Raw genomic sequence first — 21,766 nt, 5'->3', positions numbered from 1 at the left:
GTATGAAACAGGTCCAAGCAGCTCATTTAAAGCGACTGGTTAATAAATTCAGCAATAAAAAAATCCTGGTGGTGGGGGATGTGATGCTGGATGAATATATTTGGGGAAGCGTTTCCCGTATCTCCCCGGAAGCACCCATTCCCGTGGTCCATGTTAATAAAGAGAGTGCTTTGCCGGGTGGTGCGGCCAATGTGGCCAAAAATATTACCGCCTTGGGCGGGAAGGTTATTTTAGCCGGGGTGGTGGGCCGGGATGCCACCGGTCACCGGATCAAAGCCCTGTTGAAAAAAGAGGGTGTCAATACGGATTTGATTTTAGAGGACCGGTCGCGGCCCACGATCACCAAGACCCGCGTCATTGCCCATTCCCAGCAAGTCGTGCGCATTGACCGGGAGTCTGCCGGTAATTTAAGACCTGCGATTATCACTGAAATTTTAACCAAAATCGCAAAATTGATGAAGCAAGTAGATGGTGTGATTATTTCCGATTATAATAAAGGTCTGCTTACGGAATCCCTTTCGCAGGGCGTTATTTCACTGGCCAGGCAATACAATAAAGTTATCACCGGTGACCCGAAACCCCAGAACATTTTCAAGTTTCGCGGGGTGACCTTGATATCGCCTAATCAGAGCGAGGCCTCAATTGCAGCCGCGATGCCGATTACCAACCGCGCCAGCCTGCTCAAGGCCGGAAAAAAGATGCTGGAATCATTGCAGTGTGAGGCGGTCTTGATTACGCGCGGCGAAGAAGGCATGTCTTTGTTTGAAGCCAAATCCGGGACATCGCATATTCATACGGTGGCACAAGAAGTCTATGATGTTTCCGGCGCAGGGGATACGGTTATTTCGGCATTGACACTGGCATTGGCATCCGGCGGGAGTTTTAAAGAAGCGGCCGTGGCAGCCAATTGCGCGGCAGGGATTACCGTGGGGGAGGTGGGGGTTGCCACCACCACCCAGGCTGAACTGAAAAAACGGATTGGAGAAGAGCCGTGGAAATGATTCTTGGCATTCCCCGCACAGCTGCAAGTAAGATTATTTCCGCAGAGGCTGCAGCGGAGCTTATTGAGGACTGGACAAAAAAATCCCGTAAGATTGTTTTTACCAATGGATGCTTTGATATTCTCCACCAAGGGCATGTTCGTTATTTGGCGGAAGCCCGGAAAATGGGGAGTGCGTTGGTCGTAGGGTTGAATTCAGACACCTCGGTTCGGAAAATTAAAGGGGAAAAAAGACCGATTCTTAATCAGGCAGAGCGTGCCGAGCTTTTAGCCTCGCTGGAGTGCGTAGATGTGGTGGTGCTGTTTGACGAAGTTGATCCCGGAAAATTGATCGAAACCATCAAACCCAATGTGTTGGTGAAAGGGGCGGATTGGCCCAAGGAAAAAGTCATTGGCAAAGATACGGTCGAGGCACTGGGTGGGTCGGTGGTCAATATTCCGCTGGTGGAAGGTCGCAGTACTTCCGCCATTATTCAAACGATTTGTGACCGTTATCGCGACTGAGTCATGAAGCGGCAGGGATGATTGGAACATTATCGCAGTCTGTGGATTTTATCAAACAAAAAGGATGTTCTATGCGGATTATCGGAGTGATTCCGGCACGCTGGGGTTCCACCCGGCTGCCGGGCAAACCCTTGGCAGATCTCAACGGCAAGACATTGATCGAGCGGGTCTGGCGCCAGGCTTCCAAAGCAAAAAAATTATCCCGTTTAATGGTTGCGACGGATGATCAGCGGATTTTTGATACTGTTTTGTCCTTTGGCGGTGAGGTGATTATGACCTCACCCCAGTGTGCTACCGGGACGGACCGGTTGGCTGAAGTGGCTGCCCGTGTTACCGGTGACCTTATTGTCAATATTCAGGGCGATGAGCCGTTTCTTCCGCCGGCCTATATTGATAAGCTGGTTGCGCCGTTTCAAAAAGACAAGCAACTGAAAATGAGTACTCTGGCGGCACCCTTGCCTGACCGGGAAGTCAGAAATTCCAATTCAGTTAAAGTCGTCTGTACGCTTGATGGACATGCACTCTATTTTTCCCGTTCACCCATTCCCTATATCCGGAGCACCCACCATAAATCTTTTTTACTGCATCTTGGCATTTACGCCTATCGGCGCGCTTTTTTACTGGAATTTGCGAAATGGAAGCAAACCCCTTTGGAAAAAAGCGAGCAGCTTGAGCAGCTGCGCGCATTAGAAATGGGGGTTGCCATCAAGGTCTGTCCGGTCAGCCGCCCTTTGCTCTCGATTGACACCCCGGCTGACTTGCAACAAGCCAAACGAATGATCAAGGCCCGGAAATAATTCCTTCATTCCCTCACACCATGTATTCCGGCCGGAAAGCAGATGGTGATTTTATGAAATTAAAAAAGAATATTACCAGGCTAGCGATCACCCTTGGATTGTTTATGACTATGGCTGGTTCCGGCCAAGCAGTGACCACCACTGCCATGGGTGTGATCTGGGATGAGAGTAACAATACGCCATGTGCTTTTTCCTGGATCTGGGTGGACAACAGTCCAAACAGTGTTTATGCAGACGAGCAAGGAAGATATGTTATTGAAAATTTTGACTGTTATGAATTAAAAACTAGTACCGATATTGGTGTAACCCGAACTGGCTATGCTGATTATTGTAGGTATAAACCTATTGAGCCTGGCAAGGTAAATACCATCAATGCCAGTGTTTATATTGGTTCACTAATGAGTGGTGTGGTCACATCCCTTGAAACCGGGTCGCCTGTTGTAGAGGGTGCAACGGTGAGCGCCTATGTCACCAGTCAGACACTTCGTGCGTTGACCCAAGCGGATGGCAGTTATCAAATGCGTTTTGAACCGGGTAATTATGATTACCGTGTTGAAAAAGAAAGCGTGTTTCTTAATAGGGCAAGATTTAAAAAAATGTTGGAGATATAACAAAATGTTCGGAAAACACTTTTATTTTCTCATTAGTATTAAAATCGCGATGATGGTTTTTGTGGCATTATTTGGAGTAGTCAATTATTTACACGCAGTCGATTTGTTCTATGATGGTTTCAGCGGAGGAATACATGGTCAGCAACCTGCAAATTGGCAGAATCATGGCATTGACATCTACTATTCTTTAACTGACGGATATGCGATTGTGGATGCAGGGAACGATTTAGGATATGTATCGAGAACCATCCTGGAGTTTGATGTTGATTTATATAACGAACTTTATGTTCGTGTTAGCGATGTTTTTTTAGGGGGCGGAACATTTCAAATAGGTGTTCGTAGGGGAAGCGTAGAGTATTTGCTTGGCGAAGAGACATCGCCGGGTTTGTATTTTTTTGATATTCCAACACGAACAGGATTGCATGGGACACAAACGCTAAATGTTGTTATTCGCATAAATGCCTTTGGTTGGCCTATCGAGGAAAGCATTGTAGTTGATTTTGTTGTTGTTCAAGGAGATTTTACCTACACATTTACACCTACCAATACTGCCACTTGCACACCCACTCTGACGCCTACAAATTCTTCAACACCTACATCAATACCGAGTATAACCCCTTCGTCAACACTAACAATTTCACCGAGTATGACACCCAGCCTGATTTTGACTGCAACTCGAACTGCTATCTCAACTTTGACACTGACACCGACATCTTTGACAACAATTTTACCTTCACCCAGTAGGACAGCTTCAGTAACACACACACCTTTTCATTCATTGACGTCAACTAGAACATCAACATCGTTTGAGCGTTCCGCCACAACAACCCAGACGGCGAAAAAGGAGCTGTTTTTTTATATGGAACAAAACCGGGTTTGGGCATATCCTAACCCCGCTTAAGAGACAGTTACGTTTTTATGGAACGATATTCGCGCAAGTGCAGCCCGCATCGTTGTTTATCAAATGAACGGAGAGAAAGCTGCGGTCATACAGGGAGATTCTTTGACTGGAAACACCCTGACATGGCAGACTGGATCCTGTGCACCGGGGATTTATTTGTATCAGATCATTCTTACTTTACCCGAAGGGACAAAAAAGTTGGAGCCAGGGAAAATTGCAATTAGTTACTAATGTTGGCGTTGAATATGGGAGTAATTGTGGAATAACCATAAATTAACCTTTGACTATCATGATAAAACGATTGCAAGAAATACATCTTATTGACAAAGAAACAGCCTTTTTATGGGGGCCGTGCCAAACAGGGAAAAGTACACTGTTAAAACAGAGGTTTCCTCACGCGTCTTATTATAATCTGATCTTATCTGATAAATTTGAGAGGAGCAATCGTCGGCTGGCAACACTCCGCAAAGAAGTTCTTGCCATGCAGCAGGATACGCATCACCAACCTATCATTATTGATGAGGTTCAAAAAGTACCGGCCCTACTGGATGATATTCAATGGTTGATGGTCAATCATGAAAAACAATTCATTTTATGTGGTTCGAGCGCGAGGAAACTAAAACGCAGTGCTGCTAATTTGCTTGGCGGCCGTGCCATCCGCTATGGCACAGATTACGGTGCCGGGGATTGATAATCGTATCCCTACCCGGTTTGGTGTTTGTGAAAGAAATGGTGCGTATAAGATTATGGGTTTACATAGTGGGGAATTTGATGTGGAAGTGCAGGCAGCTGGGTATTCATCATCATCAAAAGGTTTTATGGTGACTTTGGGTGAAGAAACTGAGAATGCTAATATCACACTTGTTGCCCAGACCACGATTGCCGGCGTGGTTAAATCACATGGGAATGGACGTTTAGAAAACCCAAGGGTTATGTTATTGGATGCATCAAACCAGGTGGTACTCCAAACTGTACCGGATAATGGTGGAAATTATATTTTATCGCCTCTCAGTGATGGTTCGCACTCAGTCAAGGCCAGTGCATTGGGCATGAAGAGTCAGACCATTGCAAATCTCAATGCCGGTGATCGGGCGGATTTTACACTCTCGCCTTTGATTGGCAAGGATGAAGCGATCAGTTATCCCAATTCCAGCCGGGGTGATCGTCTTACCTTTTTATACTGGCTGGAAGAAGACGCGACTGTCTTGATCCGGGTATATAACCAAAGCGCGGAACTGGTTTGGGATTGGGAAGGACCGGGGATTGGCGGGCGGTTTAACCGGCACCATTGGCAAGTGTCCGGTGTAGCACCTGGGGTTTATTTATACAAAGTCACAGCCAGAAACAATCAAGGCAGCGTGAGCAGCTTCAAGGATGGAAAGTTGACGGTGATTAAATGAATAAAATGAGCCGATTCGGCAGTGTTTTTTTTGTGGGTATCCTTATGATGCAGACATCCGTGCTTTGGGCCGGTGACCGTCCGGCTTCTAAACGTGCCATGTCCTTTCTTCAACTAGGCGCCGGTCCGCGAGCGTATGGCATGGGTGAGGCATTTACCGGTCTGGCAGATGATGTTACAGCATTATCCTGGAATCCAAGCGGCTTGTCACAGATTCAGGATATCCAGATTTTATTTATGCACAACCAGTGGATCAGCAACCTGCGTCAGGAATATCTGGCTGGGACGTATCCGGTATTCGGAGGTTGTGCTGCGGCCCAAGTCTCTTATCTCAATTCTGATATCCAATTACGCCGGGATGAAGACGGCCTGTTGGTTCGGGATTTCGGCCTTACAGCCTGACTGCCGGTTTGGCCTTTGCCATGCCGATTGCTTATGGTATTTCTGTGGGCGGAAGTTTGAACTATGCACACGAGCAGTTGGATGATGTGACGTATCAGAGCGGTTATCTGGATCTTGGGGCCCTTTATCGTCAACCTGGCCAGTGGTGGTCAGTGGGCGCCGTGCTGCAAAATGCCGGATTGCCGGTGGCTGGTTATTCGCTTCCCTTGACCATGCGTTTGGGTGGTGCCGCCAGGTTTTTTAAGGATGAATTAAATATTACTGCGGATATTGTCCGGACCTTTCCGGGGTGGTACCGCTATGGTCTGGGTGCAGAATACTGGTATCGTAATCTTTTTGCTTTGCGCGCCGGATATTTTTACCGGCCGGAACAGGAGGGCTTGGATTCCCTTTCCGGGCTTCGGGCGGGGTTGGGATTCAATATCCAGGGTTACCAGCTGGATTATGCACTTATCCCGCAAGGTGATCTGGGTTACGGGCACCGTGCCAGTTTTACTTATTTTTTTGGCGGCGGCCGGGCCTTGGTATCAGAGAAACAGGCACTGATCTCAAAGGCGCGGCAAAAAGGCCAGACGGCACTACAGGCAGAAAGCTATGCCGAAGCCATTGATCATTATCAAAAAGTACTGACATTTCAACCCAATGATGTTCAAGCGGCGCAAAATCTGGAAAAAGCTAAGGCCGGTTTACGTACCCAGGAGCGTCGTGCGGAATTGATATCCCGCTTTGCCAAAGCCGACCACTACAGACAAAACAAGCAGTATACAGATGCCATGGATGAGTATCAGCGTATATTGCTTATTGATGCGGGAAACACATCTGCTGCAAAGGCATTGGACGGGATTCAAAAAAAATATTATGCCAAAGAAATTCAAAAAAAAATGCGTGCCGGGCGAGCAGCATTTAAACGCGAACAATGGGCGGATGCTTTGTTGGCTTGCCAGGGGATATTGGCGATTGCCGCAACACATCAAGAGGCAAAAGAAATGCTGGCAAAAACGCGCCAGGAGATGGCCAAGGGAAGCAAGCGTTTCAAAGATCCGCGTATTCAGGAATGGTATCTGGCCGGACTCACGCGGTTTGGAAAAGGTGATTATTACGGCGCGATTCAAAAATGGAACATGGTTTTGAAAAAAGCACCTAAGCATAAAAATGCCCGAAAATACAAATCCGAGGCCATACGGCTGCGTGCGGACCAGATCACTAAGTGGATCGCAGATGGTAAGCGTTATTTGGGAAGCGGTGATCTGGTCAAAGCCGCCTCCCGGTGGCGCAAGATTCTGAAAGTCTCGCCGGGCCATGCCAAAGCGAAAAGTTTGCTTAGGCAAAATGAGGCTGCGTTCCGTGTCTTGGCCAAGAAACACTATGTACAGGGTATTCAGGACTATACCTTGAGCCAACTGAAACAGGCGATCGCCAACTGGCAGGACACCCTGACCCTAATTCCCGATTATCCCGGCGCCCAAGAGAACATCAAGAAAGCCAGAACCAAGCAAAAAGCATTGCAATAGGGAATCAGGGTGATTCTACATCATGGGAGTTGTTTGTTTGGACAGTTATGATGATATGGCAAAATAAACTTTTGACTATCATGATAAAATAAAGTATACTTTGTTTTATCATGATAAAACGTTTACAAAAAATACATCTCATAGACAAAGAAACAGCATTCTTATGGGGACCACGCCAAACAGGTAAAAGCACACTGTTGAAACAGAGGTTTCCTCACGCACCTTATTATGATTTGCTCTTATCCGATGAATTTGAGAGGATCAATCGCCGGCCGGCAACACTCCGTGAAGAAGTTCTCGCCATACAGCAAGATACACAGCAACAGCCTGTTATTATTGATGAGGTTCAAAAAGTACCGGCCCTGTTGGATGATATTCAATGGCTGATGGTCAATCATGGAAAGCAATTCATTTTATGTGGTTCAAGCGCGAGGAAATTAAAACGCAGTGCCGCTAATTTGCTTGGCGGCCGTGCCATCCGCTATGAACTCTATCCGTTTATCTATAAAGAGCTGCCTCATTTTGATCTCTTGCGTGCGCTGAATCACGGATTATTACCCAGGCATTATTTATCCGATCATCCGGAAATACTCATTAAGTCCTATATTGGAGATTATTTACGTGAAGAGATCGCCGCGGAAGCGCATATCCGCAATATACCGGCTTTTGGACGGTTCCTGGAGGCGGCTGCATTTAGTCATGGAGAGATGCTCAACTACCAGAACATTGCTTCTGAAAGCGGTGTGAGTGCACCGACGGTGAAGGAATATTTTCAAATTTTACAGGATACGTTTATCGGCCGCATGCTGCCATCCTTTCGAAAACGTCCCAAGCGGCGTGTCATTCATGCACCAAAATTTTATTTTTTTGATATGGGAATGACCAATATACTTTTGCGGCGCGGAAAAATTTTCCCGCGTAGTGAGAATTTCGGCAAGGCGTTCGAGCATTTTATTTTTCAGGAAATTTCTGCGCATCGACACTATTCAGGTCTGGATTACTCTCTGGCTTATTGGCGAACAGCTTCTCAACTGGAAGTGGATTTTATTTTGGGGGAACATGAGATCGCATTGGAGGTGAAGGGGACTGAAAATGTTACGCCGCATCATCTCAAAAATCTCAGGGCATTTATGGAAGAATATTCCGTAAAGCATGCCATTGTGGTTGCCATGGTTCAAAAACCGCGCGTGGTTGGAAATATCCATATTATGCCCTGGCGCTATTTTTTGGATCAACTCTGGGACGGAAAATTGATTAAGTAAGAGAATATAAATACATCGAGGATTACGGATATGAAAACTGTTTTCATTATCGGTGCAGGGGCAAGCGCAGAAGTAGGTTTGCCCGTGGGCAATCTTCTTAAACTGCAGATAGCGGGGCTTCTTAATATAGAGTATGACCATGTCCAGACAAAGGGTGACCGTAAAATTGGCGAAGCTTTAGAAAACAAATTCGCAAGCGTTCAGGGAGCTTTGCAAAAACATGTTGAAGCGGCTAGGTGCATTCGAAATGCACTTCCGTCTGCACCATCAATTGATAATTTTATAGATTCTCATAGAGGAAATGAAAGTATTGAGTTGTGCGCAAAATTGGCAATAATTAGATCAATTTTAACTGCCGAAAAAAATAGTATGCTATTTGTTGATTCGAGCAAACCAATGGATTTTCGCAAACTAGAAAAAAATGGTTTGGCCACTTTTTTAAACTCCAAAATGAAAGATGTAATAAGGTGGAAATCGAAGAACGGTTGAAATCCATTACATTAATTATCTTTAATTATGATCGTTGTGTAGAGCAGTTTTTATATTATGTATTACAAAATTATTATCAAATTTCAGGGACTGAAGCAGCAAAATTAATTGAACAAATGGATATATTTCATCCATATGGAACCGTTGGCTCGCTGCCCTGGTCTGCCAGTGATAATGCGGGGTATGGCGTTGATCCCAAGCCGGAGCAATTATTGGAACTGGCAAAGAGGATAAAAACATTTACCGAAGGGACGGACCCCGGTTCTAGTGATTTTCTCGAAATGAAAAAACATGTTTTTGAAGCAAAGAAGTTAGCTTTTCTCGGTTTTGCATTTCATGAATTGAATATGCGATTTCTTTCATGTAGGGAGATAGGAAATAAAACTGAAGGTGGGCTAAAGTCATATGCAACGACATATGGTTTTTCTGATGATGACGAAAAAGTAATAAAAGACCAAATTAAACTTCTTTATAATGAAGGGCCAATTTCTATGCATGATGTAAAAACGAAAAAAGGGACTTGCTTTAAACTGTTTGATGAATTTAAAAAAAGTTTGTCCTTTTTATAATCTGTGAAAATCTGCGTAATCTGTGGATATGGCTTTTGATTTTAAGCCTTTCCATCCTACAAATATGTAAAAAATTAAAGCAAAGTTTAATTTGACAGTCTGCGTGTGCTGCGTAAAATAGAAAGATTATTTTGGAGGTGTTTGTATTTATGGGGCAGACGAAGTTTATTTTTGTAACCGGCGGTGTGGTTTCTTCCTTGGGGAAGGGATTGGCAGCCGCCTCGCTGGGTAACTTGTTGGAAGCGCGCGGATTGAAAATCACGATGGCAAAATTTGATCCCTATATTAATGTGGATCCGGGGACCATGAGTCCTTTTCAACATGGTGAAGTTTATGTGACCGAAGACGGCGCGGAGACTGATCTCGATCTGGGGCATTATGAGCGTTTCACCAATGCACTGATTGGGAAAAGCAACAATGTTACAACCGGTAAAATATATGATGCGGTTATAAAAAAAGAACGGCGCGGCGATTATCTGGGCAAGACCGTTCAAGTGGTGCCGCATATTACCAATGAAATCAAAGACCGCATCCGTAAAGTGGCGACTCAGAAAAAAGTGGATATTGCGATTATTGAAATCGGCGGTACGATTGGCGATATTGAGAGCCTGCCTTTTTTAGAAGCGATTCGTCAATTTCGGCTGGAAGTCGGCCGGAGCAATGCCATCAGCATTCATTTGACCCTGGTGCCGTATCTTCAGGCGGCTGGAGAATTAAAAACCAAACCCACCCAGCATTCTGTTTCACAAATGCTCTCGATTGGTATTCAGCCGGATGTGATTGTCTGCCGAACGGAGCAGCCGCTCAACAATGAGTTGAAAAACAAGATATCCCTTTTCTGCAATGTGCCCACAGAAGCGGTGATCCAGGCCATTGATGTGAAGTCCATTTATGAAGTCCCCATGATGTTTCAGCAGGAAAAATTTGATGAAATTGCGCTTAAAGTCATGGGGCTGAAATCCGGACCCGCTAAAATGGATAAATGGAAACGGACCGTTCGCCATGTCCATGCGGCCAAAAAGACGCGCATCGGTGTTGTGGGGAAATATATTGCGGTACAGGACGCCTACAAGAGTATCAAAGAAGCGCTTATTCACGGCGGTTTGGCCAATCAGTCCGGTGTGGATTTTGTGTGGCTGGATGCCGACCGGATCGCTGAGAACCATAAACCCACCTGGGATTATTTGAAAAGTTGTCAGGGTATTTTGGTGCCGGGCGGTTTCGGGAGTCGCGGTATCGAGGGCAAAATAGCTGCCATCCGTTATGCCCGGGGAAATAAAATTCCGTTTTTAGGTATTTGTATCGGTTTGCAGTGTGCGGTGACTGAATTTGCCAGAAATGTAAGCGGTTTAAAAAAAGCCAACTCTACGGAGATGGATGATCAGACGCCGCATCCGGTGATTTCTTTACTCACCGAGCAGCTGGGTGTCAAAGAGATGGGCGGTACCATGCGGTTGGGCGCGTATCCCTGCCGGATTATTCCCAAAACCATGGCAGCCAAAGCGTATGGTGAAAAAATTATTTTTGAGCGTCATCGCCATCGTTATGAGTTCAACAACGCTTATAAAGAACAGCTGGAAAAAAAAGGCATGGTTTTTTGCGGTCTCTCGCCGGATGGTTCTTTGGTTGAGATGATTGAGTTGAAAAATCATCCTTGGTTTGTTGCGACACAGTTTCATCCGGAGTTTAAATCAAAACCAACCGCTGCGCATCCTTTGTTCAAAGCATTTATTAAAGCGGCATTAAGCAAGACGGTTACCAAAGCTTCCCGGAGGAAGCCTGTAAAAAAAAGAACGGCTAAAAAGGGGAAATAACGTGGCAAAACCTGTTCAGATGGGCGCAGGCACAATCAATCAAAATACATTCTTGGTGATTGCCGGGCCTTGCGTTATTGAAAACGAGGCACAACCGCTGGAGATTGCTGCGGCACTTAAGGAGATCGCGGCATCCCGGAAGATCCAACTGGTCTTTAAGGCCTCCTATGACAAGGCCAATCGTTCCTCCGGGGAATCGTATCGTGGGCCCGGATTGGAATCCGGTTTGAAAATTTTAAACCGTGTGCGCGAAGAGCTGAAGATTCCGGTGCTCACAGATGTTCATTCGCCGGAGGAAGCCCGGCGGGCGGCGGATTATGTTGATTGTTTACAGATTCCGGCATTTTTGTCCCGCCAGACCGAGCTTTTAACTGCGGCCGCCAAAACCGGCAAGACGGTGAATATTAAAAAAGGCCAGTTTATGGCACCGCAGGATATGGGACGTGCAATTGAAAAAGTGGCTGCCTACAATCAGAATATTTTGGTTACTGAGCGCGGCTATTCGTTTGGTTATAATAATTTGATTGTGGATATGCGTTCGCTGGCTATTTTACGAAAATTTGGATATCCGGTTATTTTTGATGCCACCCACAGTGTACAACTTCCCGGCGGCGGTGCACAGTCGGGCGGTGAGCGGGAATTTATTCCGGTTTTAGCCCGGGCCGCCACCGGTGCCGGGATCGACGGTGTTTTTATGGAGACCCATCCCAATCCTTCGGAAGCGCTTTCGGATAGCGCCACCATGATGCATCTCAAGGATGTTCCGCAATTGCTTGATTCCATTTTAGCCATTCATCAGGCTGTGAAGACTCACGGCGTATGAAAAAAGCACTTTTAGCTTGTGACGGCGGGGCGCGCGGCAATCCCGGACCTGCCGGTGCCGGTGCGGTTTTGCGGACCCTGGAGGGAGACATGATTGCACAAGCGTACAGTTTTTTGGGCGCAACCACCAACAATGTCGCTGAATACCAGGGAATACTGCTGGGTCTGGACTTGGCACTGAAAAACAAAATTGAGCACCTTGAGATCCGGCTTGATTCTGAATTGGTTGTCAAGCAACTGCGGGGAGAGTACAAAGTCAGACATCCCGGCCTCCAGCCGTTATGGTATCAGGCGCGGCAGATGCTTACCCGGTTTTCCAAGTGGAACCTTGCACACATTCCCCGCGAAATGAACAAAGAAGCGGATCGTTTGGTCAACGAAGCCATTGATGAAAATTTGCACAATTAAGCATTATCAAGCCAAAGGCTTCGTGGTATGATACAGCGTACGGAAGACTATATTCTGGGGGGATTATCATGGAAAAAGCATCTTTGTCTTTTGATAAAAGAAAGCATCCACGCATCAAAGTAACCATCCCAATCCAATATAAAGTGATTAATGAGACGGAAGAAGCAGCCAGCATCCTGGAAGAAAAAAAAATGTCCCTGGCGGGAGATTCGAAGAATGTGTCTGCGGAGGGATTATTTCTGGTAAGCGAGCGCTTGCTGGAAAAGGGAGATATTCTCAAAATCGAAGTGGTCCTGCCCACGGCGGCCAAACCGGTGCGGGCTTTTTCAGAGGTTATCTGGGTTTCCGATCACAGCGTACCGGACGGCGTACATGGCGCCGGTATTTATTTTATGGCTTTGCGGGATGAAGATGCCGATGTCATCGGTCAATTTATTGCTGATTCTTTAAAGAAAAATCCCGGGGATATTGAGAACTAGCCGCAATTTTTTTTGTTAAGCCGGTGTCTGTTAACATTGGTTTTTTCCGTTTGAAAAGTGAGAGTGTATGTGGAATATGTTTAAGACATTTTTATTATTGTTGGGGATGACCCTGTTGCTCTTGTGGATCGGTAATCGCATGGGCGGCGCCAACGGGATGATGATTGCGCTGGGTTTTGCCGTAGTTATTAATTTTGGAACCTATTGGTTTTCCGATAAAATTGTTTTAAAACTCTATCGTGCGCGGCAACCTCAGAGCAATGAAAAACATGTTGCGGAAATCGTGAGGAACCTTTCGGCTCAGGCCAATCTGCCGATGCCAAACGTCATGGTGGTTGACAATGCCGTTCCGAACGCTTTTGCTACAGGCAGGAATCCGGCGCATGCGGTGGTGGCCGTGACCACTGGAATTTTAGGGATATTAAATGAACGCGAACTCACGGCGGTGCTGGCGCATGAATTGACCCATGTGAAAAACCGCGATATTTTAATCAGTGCGGTTGCGGCAACCCTGGCCGGCGCGATTGTTATGCTGGCACGGTTTGCTTTTTGGTTCGGCGGCAGCCGCGACCGTAATTTGGTGGGATTGTTGTTGACCATGATTATTGGACCGTTGGCCGCAATTTTGATTCAGATGGCGGTTTCGCGTTCGCGGGAATATGCGGCAGATCGCGGCGCCGGGCTTTTAACCAACCGTCCCGAGGACCTGGTTCATGCATTGGAAAAATTGCAGGCATCCGTCAAGCGGCAGCCTATGCAGGAAAACGCCGCATCCAATGCCACCGCGCATATGTTTATTGTGAATCCTTTCAAACGGGGCGGATTGGCATCACTTTTTTCCACCCATCCTACCTTAGAGCAACGCGCCGGGCGCTTGCAGGAATTGGCCCGCGAGCTGCAAGGTGTGCCCAAGGGACACTGAATACCAACGTTACACTAAAAGAACATAGTTAGTCGGCTTTTCCGGGGCTTAGCGGTATGCGTGAGAAACCGTGAAGTGTTTTTTTGTTCAGACGATTACGATATAAAGGGCAAAAGAGAAAACCATTCGCTAAGCAGCATTTGCGGTGAATGATATGGTTTTTTTGTTTTCGGATGAATAAAAAAATACTTTGCGGTTTTAAAATTTTGTTATGTTGCCGCGAACACAATGGGCAGTCTTCCCGGCGTACTGCGTCCGGCAGACCTGCCGGGTAAGCCGATGGATTTTTATCGGTACAGTATCTGATGATGAAAAAAAGGAATTGAGGATGCCATTGAAAAGCAAGACCAATCCCCGCAGGCTGGCCTGGGATATTTTAAATCAAAAGGGTGAACCCAAAGTCTGGGTGGAAGACCTGCTAACCCGGCGCTTACTGCAAAGCAACCTGTCTCAGTTGGATCAGAAATTGTGTCGGGAATTATGCTTTGGCGTGATCAAAATGCAGGGTTATCTGGATTACGCACTCAACCGGTTATTGAAAGATCCTGAAAAAACACCGGATAAGGTAAAAATGATTTTGCGGCTGGGTGCCTATCAGCTGCTCTGTTTGGATAAAATTCCCGCCCACGCAGCGGTACATGAAACCGTTGCCATGGCCAAGACCATGCTGCCCGCCGGACAGGTCAAGATGGTCAATGCGATTTTGCGGGAAATCACGCGGCGCGGCGCCCCGGCCTTGCCGGACCGTCTCAAAACACCGATTATCTATTTGGCAGTACGGCATTCTTTTCCGGGCTACATTGTTTCACGCTGGGTTGGACGGTTTGGTTTTGAGCGCGCGGAAGCCATGCTGCAACAAGCCAATACACCGCCTCCCTTGACAGCCCGTATCAATATGACCGTCGGGACAGCGGCGCAGGCCGGCGAACGTTTGCAGTCGCAGGGACTGGAGGTTCAATCCGGTGATTTGCCGACCGCAATTTTACTTTCCAAAAATCAAGCGACCCCGGGAAGCATCCTGGAAAAAAATACGGACTGGATTTATTTTCAGGACCAGGCATCACAAATGATCGGCTGGCTGGTGAATCCACCGGCCCAGGGAACCTGTCTGGATATGTGTGCCGCACCTGGGGGCAAGGCAACCCATTTGGCGGAATTGCTGAATCATCAGGGACGTGTTTTAGCCTATGATGTTTCCGAAAAAAAGCGTCAACGAATTCAGGAGAATGCGCAACGGCTTGGATTGGACAATCTTTCGGTCATAGCGGAGCTGGACGATTCCATTGCTGTTGACCGGGTATTGGTGGATGCGCCCTGCTCGGGTTTGGGAACCTTGCGCAGGCATGTTGAGACCCGCCGGCGTTTGCAGGAAAAAGACCACCAACGTCTGGCCAAAATCCAGTTAACCCTTTTAAATCGGGCGGCCGGTTTTGTGAAACCGGGCGGTCATCTTATTTATGCAACCTGTACCACCGAACCGGAGGAAAATGAAGATGTTATAAAAATATTTTTAGCCGGTCATGCCGGATTTTCCGTGCTTCCCGGACCCGGCCGGGAGGGTATTCCGGCAGCAACCTATTGGGGAAAAGACGGGTTTTTTAGAACATTTCCGCGAACCACAGGCATGGATGCCATGTTTGCGGCCCGGTTGATACGGCAAACGTGAGTGATGAGATTTTATTGGAAATGCATGCCAAAGAGGTTATAATAGTGTCATCAAAAGATTTTTTCGGGTGTGGATATGACAAAAAAGAAAAATGCACAGGACATCAAAACCAATGTTCCTTCCCAGGAACCGTGGGAAGGGCGCGAGACGCTTAAACGCAAAGATGATTTGCTTCATTTGCAGAAAAGCGTTGCACAGCATTTTTTAGACGCCACCAAAGGATCGTCCAAAGTCGTCAAAAATATTTTTGCGGGATTTTTAGAGATTGCCGACTTTATGTTTAAAAACACCTGCGGCGTGGGCAGCAACTTCAAACTGGCGGAGTGTGCGATTACAGAAATTTCCCGTGAGAATATTTTTCAGTATTACAAGGTGTTGGTTGTTTTATTGGGATATCATTTTGGGTGTTTGGTGCCCAAGCACCAACAAGCGGTTTGGGAAGCTGTGTTAAGCACGACCCAGGATCGGGATTTTTGTGAATCATTTTCCAAAACATTGGCGGAGTGTATTGATCATGAAAATGCGGGGTTTTCACCGGTCCAGGCGGGACATAAATTTTGGCAGCAAACCTGTGATCTTTTGTGCGTTCAAGATCAGGCGATTAATCCAACCGGCAGGATTTATTATCAGACCGCACCGGGTCAGAATTTGATTTATATTGTCGAGCAAGGTGTTGAAGAAGGCTGGCTGAAGACAGCCTGAGTGGATAGCCATGAAAAAGTCTTATGATGTTATTATTATTGGCGGCGGTCACGCCGGTATCGAAGCGAGTGCTGCGGCAGCCAGGATCGGATGCCGCGTTCTATTAATCACCCATTCCCTGGAAAAAATTGGCGAGCTCAGTTGTAATCCGGCGATCGGCGGCATCGGCAAAGGCCAATTGGTAAAAGAGGTTGACGCCCTGGGTGGATTGATGGGCCGTATTGCAGATGCCGCCTGCATCCAGTTTCGGCGACTCAACACCAATCGCGGTGCTGCCGTTCAATCCTCCCGTATGCAGGTGGATATGGATGTCTATCGTCTGGCCGCCCAGCAGGAATTACACCGGATTTCAGGTTTGGAAATTCTTGCCAAAGAAGTTGTGCGTATCAACGTTGAAAAGGGAAAGACCACCGGTGTTGTTCTGTCGGATGATACTGTCATGGCGGCTAGGACGGTCGTGATCACGCCGGGAACTTTTTTTCACGGGTTGATGCACATTGGCACGCAGAAAGAACCCGGCGGACGCTTGGGTGATCCTGCCTCGACACTGCTTCCGGAAAATCTTACCCAATACGGTATTCGGATGGGGCGTTTTAAAACCGGGACCACGCCGCGTTTGGATGGAAAGACCATTGATTTTTCAAAATTGGTGGAACAACCCGGGGATACATTGTATGTGCCGTTTTCCATGACAGGTTCGGAAGCACCGCAGCTTAAGCAGGTTTCCTGTCATATCGGGCATACCCATGAAAAAACCCATGAAATTATTCGTGACAATCTGGAGCAATCAGCGCTTTATTCAGGTCAGATAACCGGGACCGGTGTGAGGTATTGTCCTTCGGTAGAGGATAAAATTGTCCGATTTCCGGACCGGGAGAGTCATCATGTTTTCGTAGAGCCGGAAGGACTTTCGGCCGACCGCTATTATCCCAATGGTATTTCCAACAGCCTTCCGCTGGAGATACAAAAAGAGATGGTTCATTCAATTGCGGGATTGGAGCACGCCGGGATTGTTCAGACGGGATATGGTATTGAGCATGATTATGTGGACCCCACCCAATTGAGTGCGACCCTGGAATGCAAGACCATTGGGGGATTATTTTTTGCCGGGCAGATCAATGGCACCACCGGATATGAGGAAGCAGCGGCTCAGGGGTTGATGGCAGGGATCAATGCCGCTCATCTGGTTAAAGGCAAGCCGCTATTTGTGATCGACCGTTCTCAAGGCTATATTGGTGTTTTAATTGATGATCTGGTCACCAAGGGCACCAATGAACCGTACCGCATGTTCACCTCGCGGGTGGAATACCGGTTGGTGATTCGGGAAGACAATGCGGATGAGAGACTGACGCCCCTGGGACACAAGCTGGGACTTATCCCGGATGAGGTATTTCAAAACTATTTGGAGCGGGTCCGGAAAATCAATGCAGAACGGAGCCGGCTGGCGATGACCCGTATTGTGGCGGATGAACAAAGTGATGCGCTACTTAGCAGCTGCGGGACCGCGCCTTTTACCCGGACCATTACATTGCTGGAATTGTTGCGTCGACCGGAAATTCGGTATGCGGAACTGGCGCAATTGGACGAGGTATCAGCGCAAATACCACGCCGGATTCGAGAGAGTGTTGAAGTCAGTGTCAAGTATGAGGGTTACATCAACCGTCAGTCGAAAGAAATTGAAAAATTTAAATATTTGGAGAATATTCGTATTCCGAAGAATTTCATCTATAAAAATCTCCCCGGAATTTCTTTGGAAGTGGCGGAGAAGTTGACAAAGATGCAGCCGGGCAATCTGGGCCAGGCAGGGCGCATCTCCGGGATTACACCCGGTGCGATTTCCCAATTGATTTATCATATTGGGAAACAACGCACGTCAGGCGTTTGATGATGGAAAAGCCCCGCTATCGAACCTTTTCAGCATATCTCAAGGAACGCTTCAAAGAACCGGTCAGAAAAATTGGTTTGCATGCCGGGTTTACCTGTCCCAACCGGGACGGCAGTATTTCTGAGGCAGGTTGTATTTTTTGTGAACCGCAGACATTTTCTCCCCACGCCGTTTCTCAACCGCGTCCCTTGGTCCAACAGATTCGCGAAGGCATTGCCCAGGGGAAACGCAAAGGGATTCACGCCTTCATGGCGTATTTTCAAGCGTATACCAACACGTATGGAAGTGTGCGCCAGCTTAAGGAAATTTATGATGTGGTATATGAATTTCCCGAAATTTGCGCCATGGCCATTGGGACACGCCCGGATTGTGTTGATGATGCTATTTTGGAATTGATTCATACCTATACCAAGCGCTATGAAGTTTGGCTGGAATATGGGTTGCAAAGCATGCATGACACGACCCTGAGAGCGGTGAATCGGGGGCATGGGTTTGAGGCGTTTTTAAAAGCAGTCACGATGACCCGTCGATTTTCCGGTATTCAGATATGTGCGCATGTTATATTAGGACTGCCCGGCGAAGGCGCCAAGCAGGAGCTCGAAACTGCTGATGCCCTCGCCCAGCTTAAGCTGGAAGCGGTGAAACTTCATCCCCTGTATGTGGTTCGCGAAACCGCGCTGGCCAAACAGTATCAGGCAGGCCGTTATCAGCCGTTGACACTTGCGGACTATACAGCGCGCCTGGTCGGTTTTTTAGAACGGCTTCACCCGGAAATGGTGATTCAGCGCCTGACTGCAGACTGCAGTGCGGATGACCTGGTGGCACCCCAATGGATTCTGGATAAAGCCGGGGTAATTCAGGCGATCCGGAAAACTCAGCAATTGCAGAATAGTTGGCAGGGAAAAGCCTGCGGTGTATTTGGAAAATAAATAGCAGAGGAGGCCTGCACATGAATGTTATTGATATTTATGAAAAAGGCCCGGTAGATACTATTTTTGAAAAACGTATGCAAAACCCGGACCACTGTGAGTGGGTGGTCCTGGTAAAGGACCTTTCCAGCTGGCAGGAGTATTTCACAGGTCTGCTGGGCGATGCCTGCAAGCCGGTCAATGAAAAACCGGACACTGATCAGCAGCAAATCGCAGCGCCTTTTGGCGGTATTTATCAGGAGCAGACACTATTTGTGTGTGATCAGGACAAGGAGCGGGTGGTGGCCATGTTTTGGCCCTGGCAGGATAAAACAAATGTCACCATCAAACTCTACTGCAGTGCTTTGATAGAATTATGATGACGGGTCAAACCCATGCGGGCCGGTCATGGGTACAAAAACAACTCCTAAAATTTTTTTAAAAATTAAGTCATTGTTTACCAGCTTGGTTATCACCGTGAGTGTTTGATGATTCAATTGTTCGCCCAAGGGTACGATGAGTTTGCCATTGGGTTTGAGTTGTTGGACCAGCGGCGGCGGTATATGTGAGACAGCGCACGTTATGAGGATGCAGTCAAAAGGCGCCTGCTCAGACCAACCAGAGAAACCATCCCCAAGTTTACTGATTACATTTTGGCTGTATCCCAAGGCATCCAGCGTTTGCATTGCCTGCTGTGCCAGAGATGCATGCATTTCCAGGGTGGCGACCGTCATACCGGTCTCGGCCAGGACGGCGGCCTGGTATCCGGAGCCGGTCCCGATTTCAAGCACGGTTTTTCCGGGTTGGGGTGCGCAAAGCTCAGTCATGAGTCCGACAATGTACGGTTGGGAAATGGTTTGTCCCTCGACAAGCGGCAGCGCAGCATCGTCATAGGCGTGTGAACGGATTTTTTCCGGGATGAAGTTGTGCCGGGGGACAGTTTGCATGGCAGCTAAAACAGCAGGCAGGACGATTCCCCGGCGTTTAATTTGCGTCTCCACCATGTGATGGCGTAAGCATTCGAATTCTTTTTCCTGTTTTGAAAGTTTCAATTTAGAAATAACCTCCGACTTGTGAAGACGATGCTAATCATTTTTCGTTATATAAAAGCGAAAACCATGGCATGCTTGTTCCAGGTGCTGTTCGACAAATGGTTTTAGGCTGATCTATGATATCGCTTTATATAAAGAAAAACGATTAGCATCATCTTTAAGGACTAACTCTATGCCTGCAAAACCTGCCTGTCAAGAAAATCGGATTATTACCTCAAAAAAAGTGCATGGAAAACCGAAAAAACAAGTCAAACGTTTAGAGATGAAAAAATTATGCAGGAGGATGCGATGATGGAAAAAATTTTAAAAATGGATCGGATAAATCTCTTGGAGAATAAAGGCGCGCTTAAGGCTTTGGCAGCCGTCAAAATCAGCAATTTGTTTGTCATTAAAAATTTAAAAGTCATTGAAGGGAAAAAAGGATTGTTTGTCGCGATGCCCTCTGAGGTCTATATCGACAAAACAAGTCAGGAAAAAAAATATACGGATATCGTTTTTCCTGTGAACAAAGAGAGCTACAACCAGTTGCAGCAGGTTGTACTTGATGCGTATAAACAGGAATTGAATAAATCCCGAAACTGATTTTTTCAAACTTGGCGAAAGACCACGGTGTGCCGTATAATGCTCCGCAATACGTAAAGACAGGCGGTAGTAAAATGGAACCCAAAAAAGCAGTGATCCTTTTGTCCGGCGGACTGGATTCGGCAGTCACCTTTGCATTTGCCAAAGAGCACGGGTATGCTTGCTATGCCTTGACAGCAGATTACGGTCAGCGCCATAAGATAGAAATTGAGCGTGCCAAGGAAATAGCCGGGGTTTTGGGTGCTTGCGCACATAAGATCGTCCAGGTGGACTTACAGGCATTCGGCGGTTCGGCACTGACCGGGGCGATTCCGGTTCCCGATGCGCGAACGACGATCGGCGATGACTCTGAAGTGCCCGGCACCTATGTTCCGGCGCGCAATACAGTGCTGCTTTCGCTGGGATTGGCCTGGGCCGAGGTCTTGCATGCGGACGCTATTTTCATCGGGGCCAATTATGTTGATTACTCCGGTTATCCGGATTGCAGGCCGGAATATCTGGAAGCTTTTCAGGCATTGGCCAAGCTGGCTACCAAAGCAGGTACCGGCGGACAGTGGGAATTGAAAATTGAGGCACCGCTGCTTAAAATGTCCAAATCCCGGATTGTCAAATTGGGAAAAGAATTGGACTTGGATTTGTCCCTGACCTCTTCTTGCTACAATCCTGACAGCCAGGGCACTCCCTGCGGGAAATGCGAGGCCTGTGTGCTGCGGCGCAAAGGATTTGCCGAAGCCGGGGAAGACGATCCAACGGTGAAATAAATTCTCGAAAATCAGGATTTGTCATAAAAAAATGCATGGAATTTGAGAAAAATTAGTCAAACGAAATAGGGAAAGCAGGCATCACGCCAAGCCGCCAAGCAAGCAAACAAAGGAAAGGCAATTGATTTTATTATAAAAGAATGACTTAGCGATCTTGGCACCTTAGCGCCTTTGCGTGAGGAAAAGCAGGCATCACGCCAAGCCGCCAAGCAAGCAAAGCAAGGAAAATGATTTTATTATAAAAGAATGACTTGGCGATCTTTGTATCTTAGCGCCTTTGCGTGAGGAAAAAAGATGATTGATTTGAAAAGACGGACAAT

The 21,766-nt window shown here is 47.1% G+C and carries 25 protein-coding genes; 24 read left to right on the top strand and 1 reads right to left on the bottom strand.

Annotated features, from left to right (window positions below; all coding sequences use genetic code 11):
• Positions 1 to 2: 2 nt before the first annotated feature.
• The 22 genes from rfaE1 (at position 3) to K8S19_09115 (ending at position 19,431) form a co-directional block, all read left to right on the top strand.
• Positions 3 to 1,001, top strand: a complete 999-nt coding sequence (gene rfaE1, locus K8S19_09220; GenBank protein ID MCD4813854.1) for a D-glycero-beta-D-manno-heptose-7-phosphate kinase — start codon at positions 3 to 5, stop codon at positions 999 to 1,001.
• Positions 998 to 1,504 (top strand): D-glycero-beta-D-manno-heptose 1-phosphate adenylyltransferase, encoded by a 507-nt coding sequence (gene rfaE2 / locus K8S19_09215; protein MCD4813853.1) that lies wholly within the window; start codon positions 998 to 1,000, stop codon positions 1,502 to 1,504. The genes rfaE1 and rfaE2 overlap by 4 nt, the downstream gene beginning before the upstream one ends.
• Before the next feature lie 71 nt (positions 1,505 to 1,575).
• A complete protein-coding gene (gene kdsB, locus K8S19_09210) occupies positions 1,576 to 2,301 on the top strand; it encodes a 3-deoxy-manno-octulosonate cytidylyltransferase (protein ID MCD4813852.1) in 726 nt (241 codons plus the stop codon).
• Positions 2,302 to 2,354: 53 nt separating this feature from the next.
• Positions 2,355 to 2,912: a hypothetical protein gene (locus tag K8S19_09205; GenBank protein ID MCD4813851.1), complete on the top strand. Its 558-nt coding sequence runs from the start codon at positions 2,355 to 2,357 to the stop codon at positions 2,910 to 2,912.
• A gap of 4 nt (positions 2,913 to 2,916) precedes the next feature.
• Positions 2,917 to 3,813: a hypothetical protein gene (locus tag K8S19_09200; GenBank protein MCD4813850.1), complete on the top strand. Its 897-nt coding sequence runs from the start codon at positions 2,917 to 2,919 to the stop codon at positions 3,811 to 3,813.
• Positions 3,814 to 4,114: 301 nt separating this feature from the next.
• Complete coding sequence (locus K8S19_09195) at positions 4,115 to 4,504, top strand: AAA family ATPase (GenBank protein ID MCD4813849.1); 390 nt, start codon at positions 4,115 to 4,117, stop codon at positions 4,502 to 4,504.
• Positions 4,476 to 5,213 (top strand): carboxypeptidase regulatory-like domain-containing protein, encoded by a 738-nt coding sequence (locus K8S19_09190; protein MCD4813848.1) that lies wholly within the window; start codon positions 4,476 to 4,478, stop codon positions 5,211 to 5,213. The genes K8S19_09195 and K8S19_09190 overlap by 29 nt, the downstream gene beginning before the upstream one ends.
• Entirely contained in the window at positions 5,210 to 5,614 is a 405-nt protein-coding gene (locus K8S19_09185) for a UPF0164 family protein (protein MCD4813847.1), read from the top strand. The genes K8S19_09190 and K8S19_09185 overlap by 4 nt, the downstream gene beginning before the upstream one ends.
• A gap of 20 nt (positions 5,615 to 5,634) precedes the next feature.
• The gene (locus tag K8S19_09180; protein MCD4813846.1) at positions 5,635 to 7,125 is read left to right on the top strand and encodes a hypothetical protein; all 1,491 of its coding nucleotides are present in this window, start codon (positions 5,635 to 5,637) and stop codon (positions 7,123 to 7,125) included.
• 110 nt (positions 7,126 to 7,235) lie between these two features.
• Entirely contained in the window at positions 7,236 to 8,387 is a 1,152-nt protein-coding gene (locus K8S19_09175) for an AAA family ATPase (protein MCD4813845.1), read from the top strand.
• Positions 8,388 to 8,417: 30 nt separating this feature from the next.
• Positions 8,418 to 8,876: a hypothetical protein gene (locus tag K8S19_09170; GenBank protein MCD4813844.1), complete on the top strand. Its 459-nt coding sequence runs from the start codon at positions 8,418 to 8,420 to the stop codon at positions 8,874 to 8,876.
• Positions 8,855 to 9,445 (top strand): hypothetical protein, encoded by a 591-nt coding sequence (locus K8S19_09165; protein ID MCD4813843.1) that lies wholly within the window; start codon positions 8,855 to 8,857, stop codon positions 9,443 to 9,445. Before K8S19_09170 ends, K8S19_09165 begins: the two co-directional genes overlap by 22 nt.
• 149 nt (positions 9,446 to 9,594) lie before the next feature.
• Positions 9,595 to 11,259, top strand: a complete 1,665-nt coding sequence (locus K8S19_09160) for a CTP synthase (protein MCD4813842.1) — start codon at positions 9,595 to 9,597, stop codon at positions 11,257 to 11,259.
• Between the two features lie 19 nt (positions 11,260 to 11,278).
• The gene (gene kdsA, locus K8S19_09155; GenBank protein ID MCD4813841.1) at positions 11,279 to 12,082 is read left to right on the top strand and encodes a 3-deoxy-8-phosphooctulonate synthase; all 804 of its coding nucleotides are present in this window, start codon (positions 11,279 to 11,281) and stop codon (positions 12,080 to 12,082) included.
• A complete protein-coding gene (locus tag K8S19_09150) occupies positions 12,079 to 12,489 on the top strand; it encodes a ribonuclease HI family protein (protein ID MCD4813840.1) in 411 nt (136 codons plus the stop codon). Before kdsA ends, K8S19_09150 begins: the two co-directional genes overlap by 4 nt.
• Positions 12,490 to 12,557: 68 nt before the next feature.
• Entirely contained in the window at positions 12,558 to 12,968 is a 411-nt protein-coding gene (locus tag K8S19_09145; GenBank protein MCD4813839.1) for a PilZ domain-containing protein, read from the top strand.
• Between the two features lie 67 nt (positions 12,969 to 13,035).
• A complete protein-coding gene (locus tag K8S19_09140) occupies positions 13,036 to 13,890 on the top strand; it encodes a zinc metalloprotease HtpX (GenBank protein MCD4813838.1) in 855 nt (284 codons plus the stop codon).
• A 328-nt stretch (positions 13,891 to 14,218) separates the two neighbouring features.
• On the top strand, positions 14,219 to 15,556 hold the full coding sequence (gene rsmB, locus K8S19_09135) for a 16S rRNA (cytosine(967)-C(5))-methyltransferase RsmB (GenBank protein MCD4813837.1): 1,338 nt from the start codon (positions 14,219 to 14,221) through the stop codon (positions 15,554 to 15,556).
• Between the two features lie 75 nt (positions 15,557 to 15,631).
• Positions 15,632 to 16,258, top strand: a complete 627-nt coding sequence (locus K8S19_09130) for a hypothetical protein (GenBank protein MCD4813836.1) — start codon at positions 15,632 to 15,634, stop codon at positions 16,256 to 16,258.
• A 10-nt stretch (positions 16,259 to 16,268) separates the two neighbouring features.
• The gene (gene mnmG / locus K8S19_09125) at positions 16,269 to 18,143 is read left to right on the top strand and encodes a tRNA uridine-5-carboxymethylaminomethyl(34) synthesis enzyme MnmG (GenBank protein ID MCD4813835.1); all 1,875 of its coding nucleotides are present in this window, start codon (positions 16,269 to 16,271) and stop codon (positions 18,141 to 18,143) included.
• A complete protein-coding gene (locus K8S19_09120; GenBank protein MCD4813834.1) occupies positions 18,143 to 19,072 on the top strand; it encodes a TIGR01212 family radical SAM protein in 930 nt (309 codons plus the stop codon). The genes mnmG and K8S19_09120 overlap by 1 nt, the downstream gene beginning before the upstream one ends.
• A gap of 20 nt (positions 19,073 to 19,092) precedes the next feature.
• Complete coding sequence (locus tag K8S19_09115) at positions 19,093 to 19,431, top strand: hypothetical protein (GenBank protein ID MCD4813833.1); 339 nt, start codon at positions 19,093 to 19,095, stop codon at positions 19,429 to 19,431.
• Here the strand turns inward: K8S19_09115 and K8S19_09110 are convergent.
• Positions 19,426 to 20,055: a protein-L-isoaspartate(D-aspartate) O-methyltransferase gene (locus K8S19_09110; GenBank protein ID MCD4813832.1), complete on the bottom strand. Its 630-nt coding sequence runs from the start codon at positions 20,053 to 20,055 to the stop codon at positions 19,426 to 19,428. The two genes, K8S19_09115 and K8S19_09110, sit on opposite strands and share 6 nt — an antisense overlap.
• A 336-nt stretch (positions 20,056 to 20,391) precedes the next feature.
• Between K8S19_09110 and K8S19_09105 the strand changes: the two genes are divergently transcribed.
• Together K8S19_09105 and queC are read left to right on the top strand one after the other, a co-directional pair.
• Positions 20,392 to 20,685 carry a SpoVG family protein gene (locus K8S19_09105; protein MCD4813831.1) on the top strand — a complete coding sequence of 98 codons (294 nt, stop codon included), beginning with the start codon at positions 20,392 to 20,394 and terminating at the stop codon, positions 20,683 to 20,685.
• A gap of 74 nt (positions 20,686 to 20,759) precedes the next feature.
• A complete protein-coding gene (queC, locus tag K8S19_09100; protein ID MCD4813830.1) occupies positions 20,760 to 21,446 on the top strand; it encodes a 7-cyano-7-deazaguanine synthase QueC in 687 nt (228 codons plus the stop codon).
• The last annotated feature ends 320 nt before the right edge of the window (positions 21,447 to 21,766 follow it).

The sequence above is a fragment of the bacterium genome (genome assembly GCA_021108215.1).
Classification (GTDB): Bacteria; Oederibacteriota; JAAXVQ01; order JAAXVQ01; family JAUVAV01; genus JAIORK01.
This window is presented reverse-complemented; position numbering and strand designations above follow the sequence as displayed.

Excerpts from the sequence above, each read along its gene's own strand:
- rfaE1 (MCD4813854.1), top strand. The coding sequence starts at position 3 with ATGAAACAGGTCCAAGCAGCTCATTTAAAGCGACTGGTTAATAAATTC.
- rfaE2 (MCD4813853.1), top strand. The coding sequence starts at position 998 with ATGATTCTTGGCATTCCCCGCACAGCTGCAAGTAAGATTATTTCCGCA.
- kdsB (MCD4813852.1), top strand. The coding sequence starts at position 1,576 with ATGCGGATTATCGGAGTGATTCCGGCACGCTGGGGTTCCACCCGGCTG.
- K8S19_09205 (MCD4813851.1), top strand. The coding sequence starts at position 2,355 with ATGAAATTAAAAAAGAATATTACCAGGCTAGCGATCACCCTTGGATTG.
- K8S19_09200 (MCD4813850.1), top strand. The coding sequence starts at position 2,917 with ATGTTCGGAAAACACTTTTATTTTCTCATTAGTATTAAAATCGCGATG.
- K8S19_09190 (MCD4813848.1), top strand. The coding sequence starts at position 4,476 with ATGGCACAGATTACGGTGCCGGGGATTGATAATCGTATCCCTACCCGG.
- K8S19_09185 (MCD4813847.1), top strand. The coding sequence starts at position 5,210 with ATGAATAAAATGAGCCGATTCGGCAGTGTTTTTTTTGTGGGTATCCTT.
- K8S19_09180 (MCD4813846.1), top strand. The coding sequence starts at position 5,635 with ATGCCGATTGCTTATGGTATTTCTGTGGGCGGAAGTTTGAACTATGCA.
- K8S19_09175 (MCD4813845.1), top strand. The coding sequence starts at position 7,236 with ATGATAAAACGTTTACAAAAAATACATCTCATAGACAAAGAAACAGCA.
- K8S19_09170 (MCD4813844.1), top strand. The coding sequence starts at position 8,418 with ATGAAAACTGTTTTCATTATCGGTGCAGGGGCAAGCGCAGAAGTAGGT.
- K8S19_09160 (MCD4813842.1), top strand. The coding sequence starts at position 9,595 with ATGGGGCAGACGAAGTTTATTTTTGTAACCGGCGGTGTGGTTTCTTCC.
- kdsA (MCD4813841.1), top strand. The coding sequence starts at position 11,279 with ATGGGCGCAGGCACAATCAATCAAAATACATTCTTGGTGATTGCCGGG.
- K8S19_09150 (MCD4813840.1), top strand. The coding sequence starts at position 12,079 with ATGAAAAAAGCACTTTTAGCTTGTGACGGCGGGGCGCGCGGCAATCCC.
- K8S19_09145 (MCD4813839.1), top strand. The coding sequence starts at position 12,558 with ATGGAAAAAGCATCTTTGTCTTTTGATAAAAGAAAGCATCCACGCATC.
- K8S19_09140 (MCD4813838.1), top strand. The coding sequence starts at position 13,036 with ATGTGGAATATGTTTAAGACATTTTTATTATTGTTGGGGATGACCCTG.
- rsmB (MCD4813837.1), top strand. The coding sequence starts at position 14,219 with ATGCCATTGAAAAGCAAGACCAATCCCCGCAGGCTGGCCTGGGATATT.
- K8S19_09130 (MCD4813836.1), top strand. The coding sequence starts at position 15,632 with ATGACAAAAAAGAAAAATGCACAGGACATCAAAACCAATGTTCCTTCC.
- mnmG (MCD4813835.1), top strand. The coding sequence starts at position 16,269 with ATGAAAAAGTCTTATGATGTTATTATTATTGGCGGCGGTCACGCCGGT.
- K8S19_09120 (MCD4813834.1), top strand. The coding sequence starts at position 18,143 with ATGATGGAAAAGCCCCGCTATCGAACCTTTTCAGCATATCTCAAGGAA.
- K8S19_09115 (MCD4813833.1), top strand. The coding sequence starts at position 19,093 with ATGAATGTTATTGATATTTATGAAAAAGGCCCGGTAGATACTATTTTT.
- K8S19_09110 (MCD4813832.1), bottom strand. The coding sequence starts at position 20,055 with ATGGTGGAGACGCAAATTAAACGCCGGGGAATCGTCCTGCCTGCTGTT.
- K8S19_09105 (MCD4813831.1), top strand. The coding sequence starts at position 20,392 with ATGATGGAAAAAATTTTAAAAATGGATCGGATAAATCTCTTGGAGAAT.
- queC (MCD4813830.1), top strand. The coding sequence starts at position 20,760 with ATGGAACCCAAAAAAGCAGTGATCCTTTTGTCCGGCGGACTGGATTCG.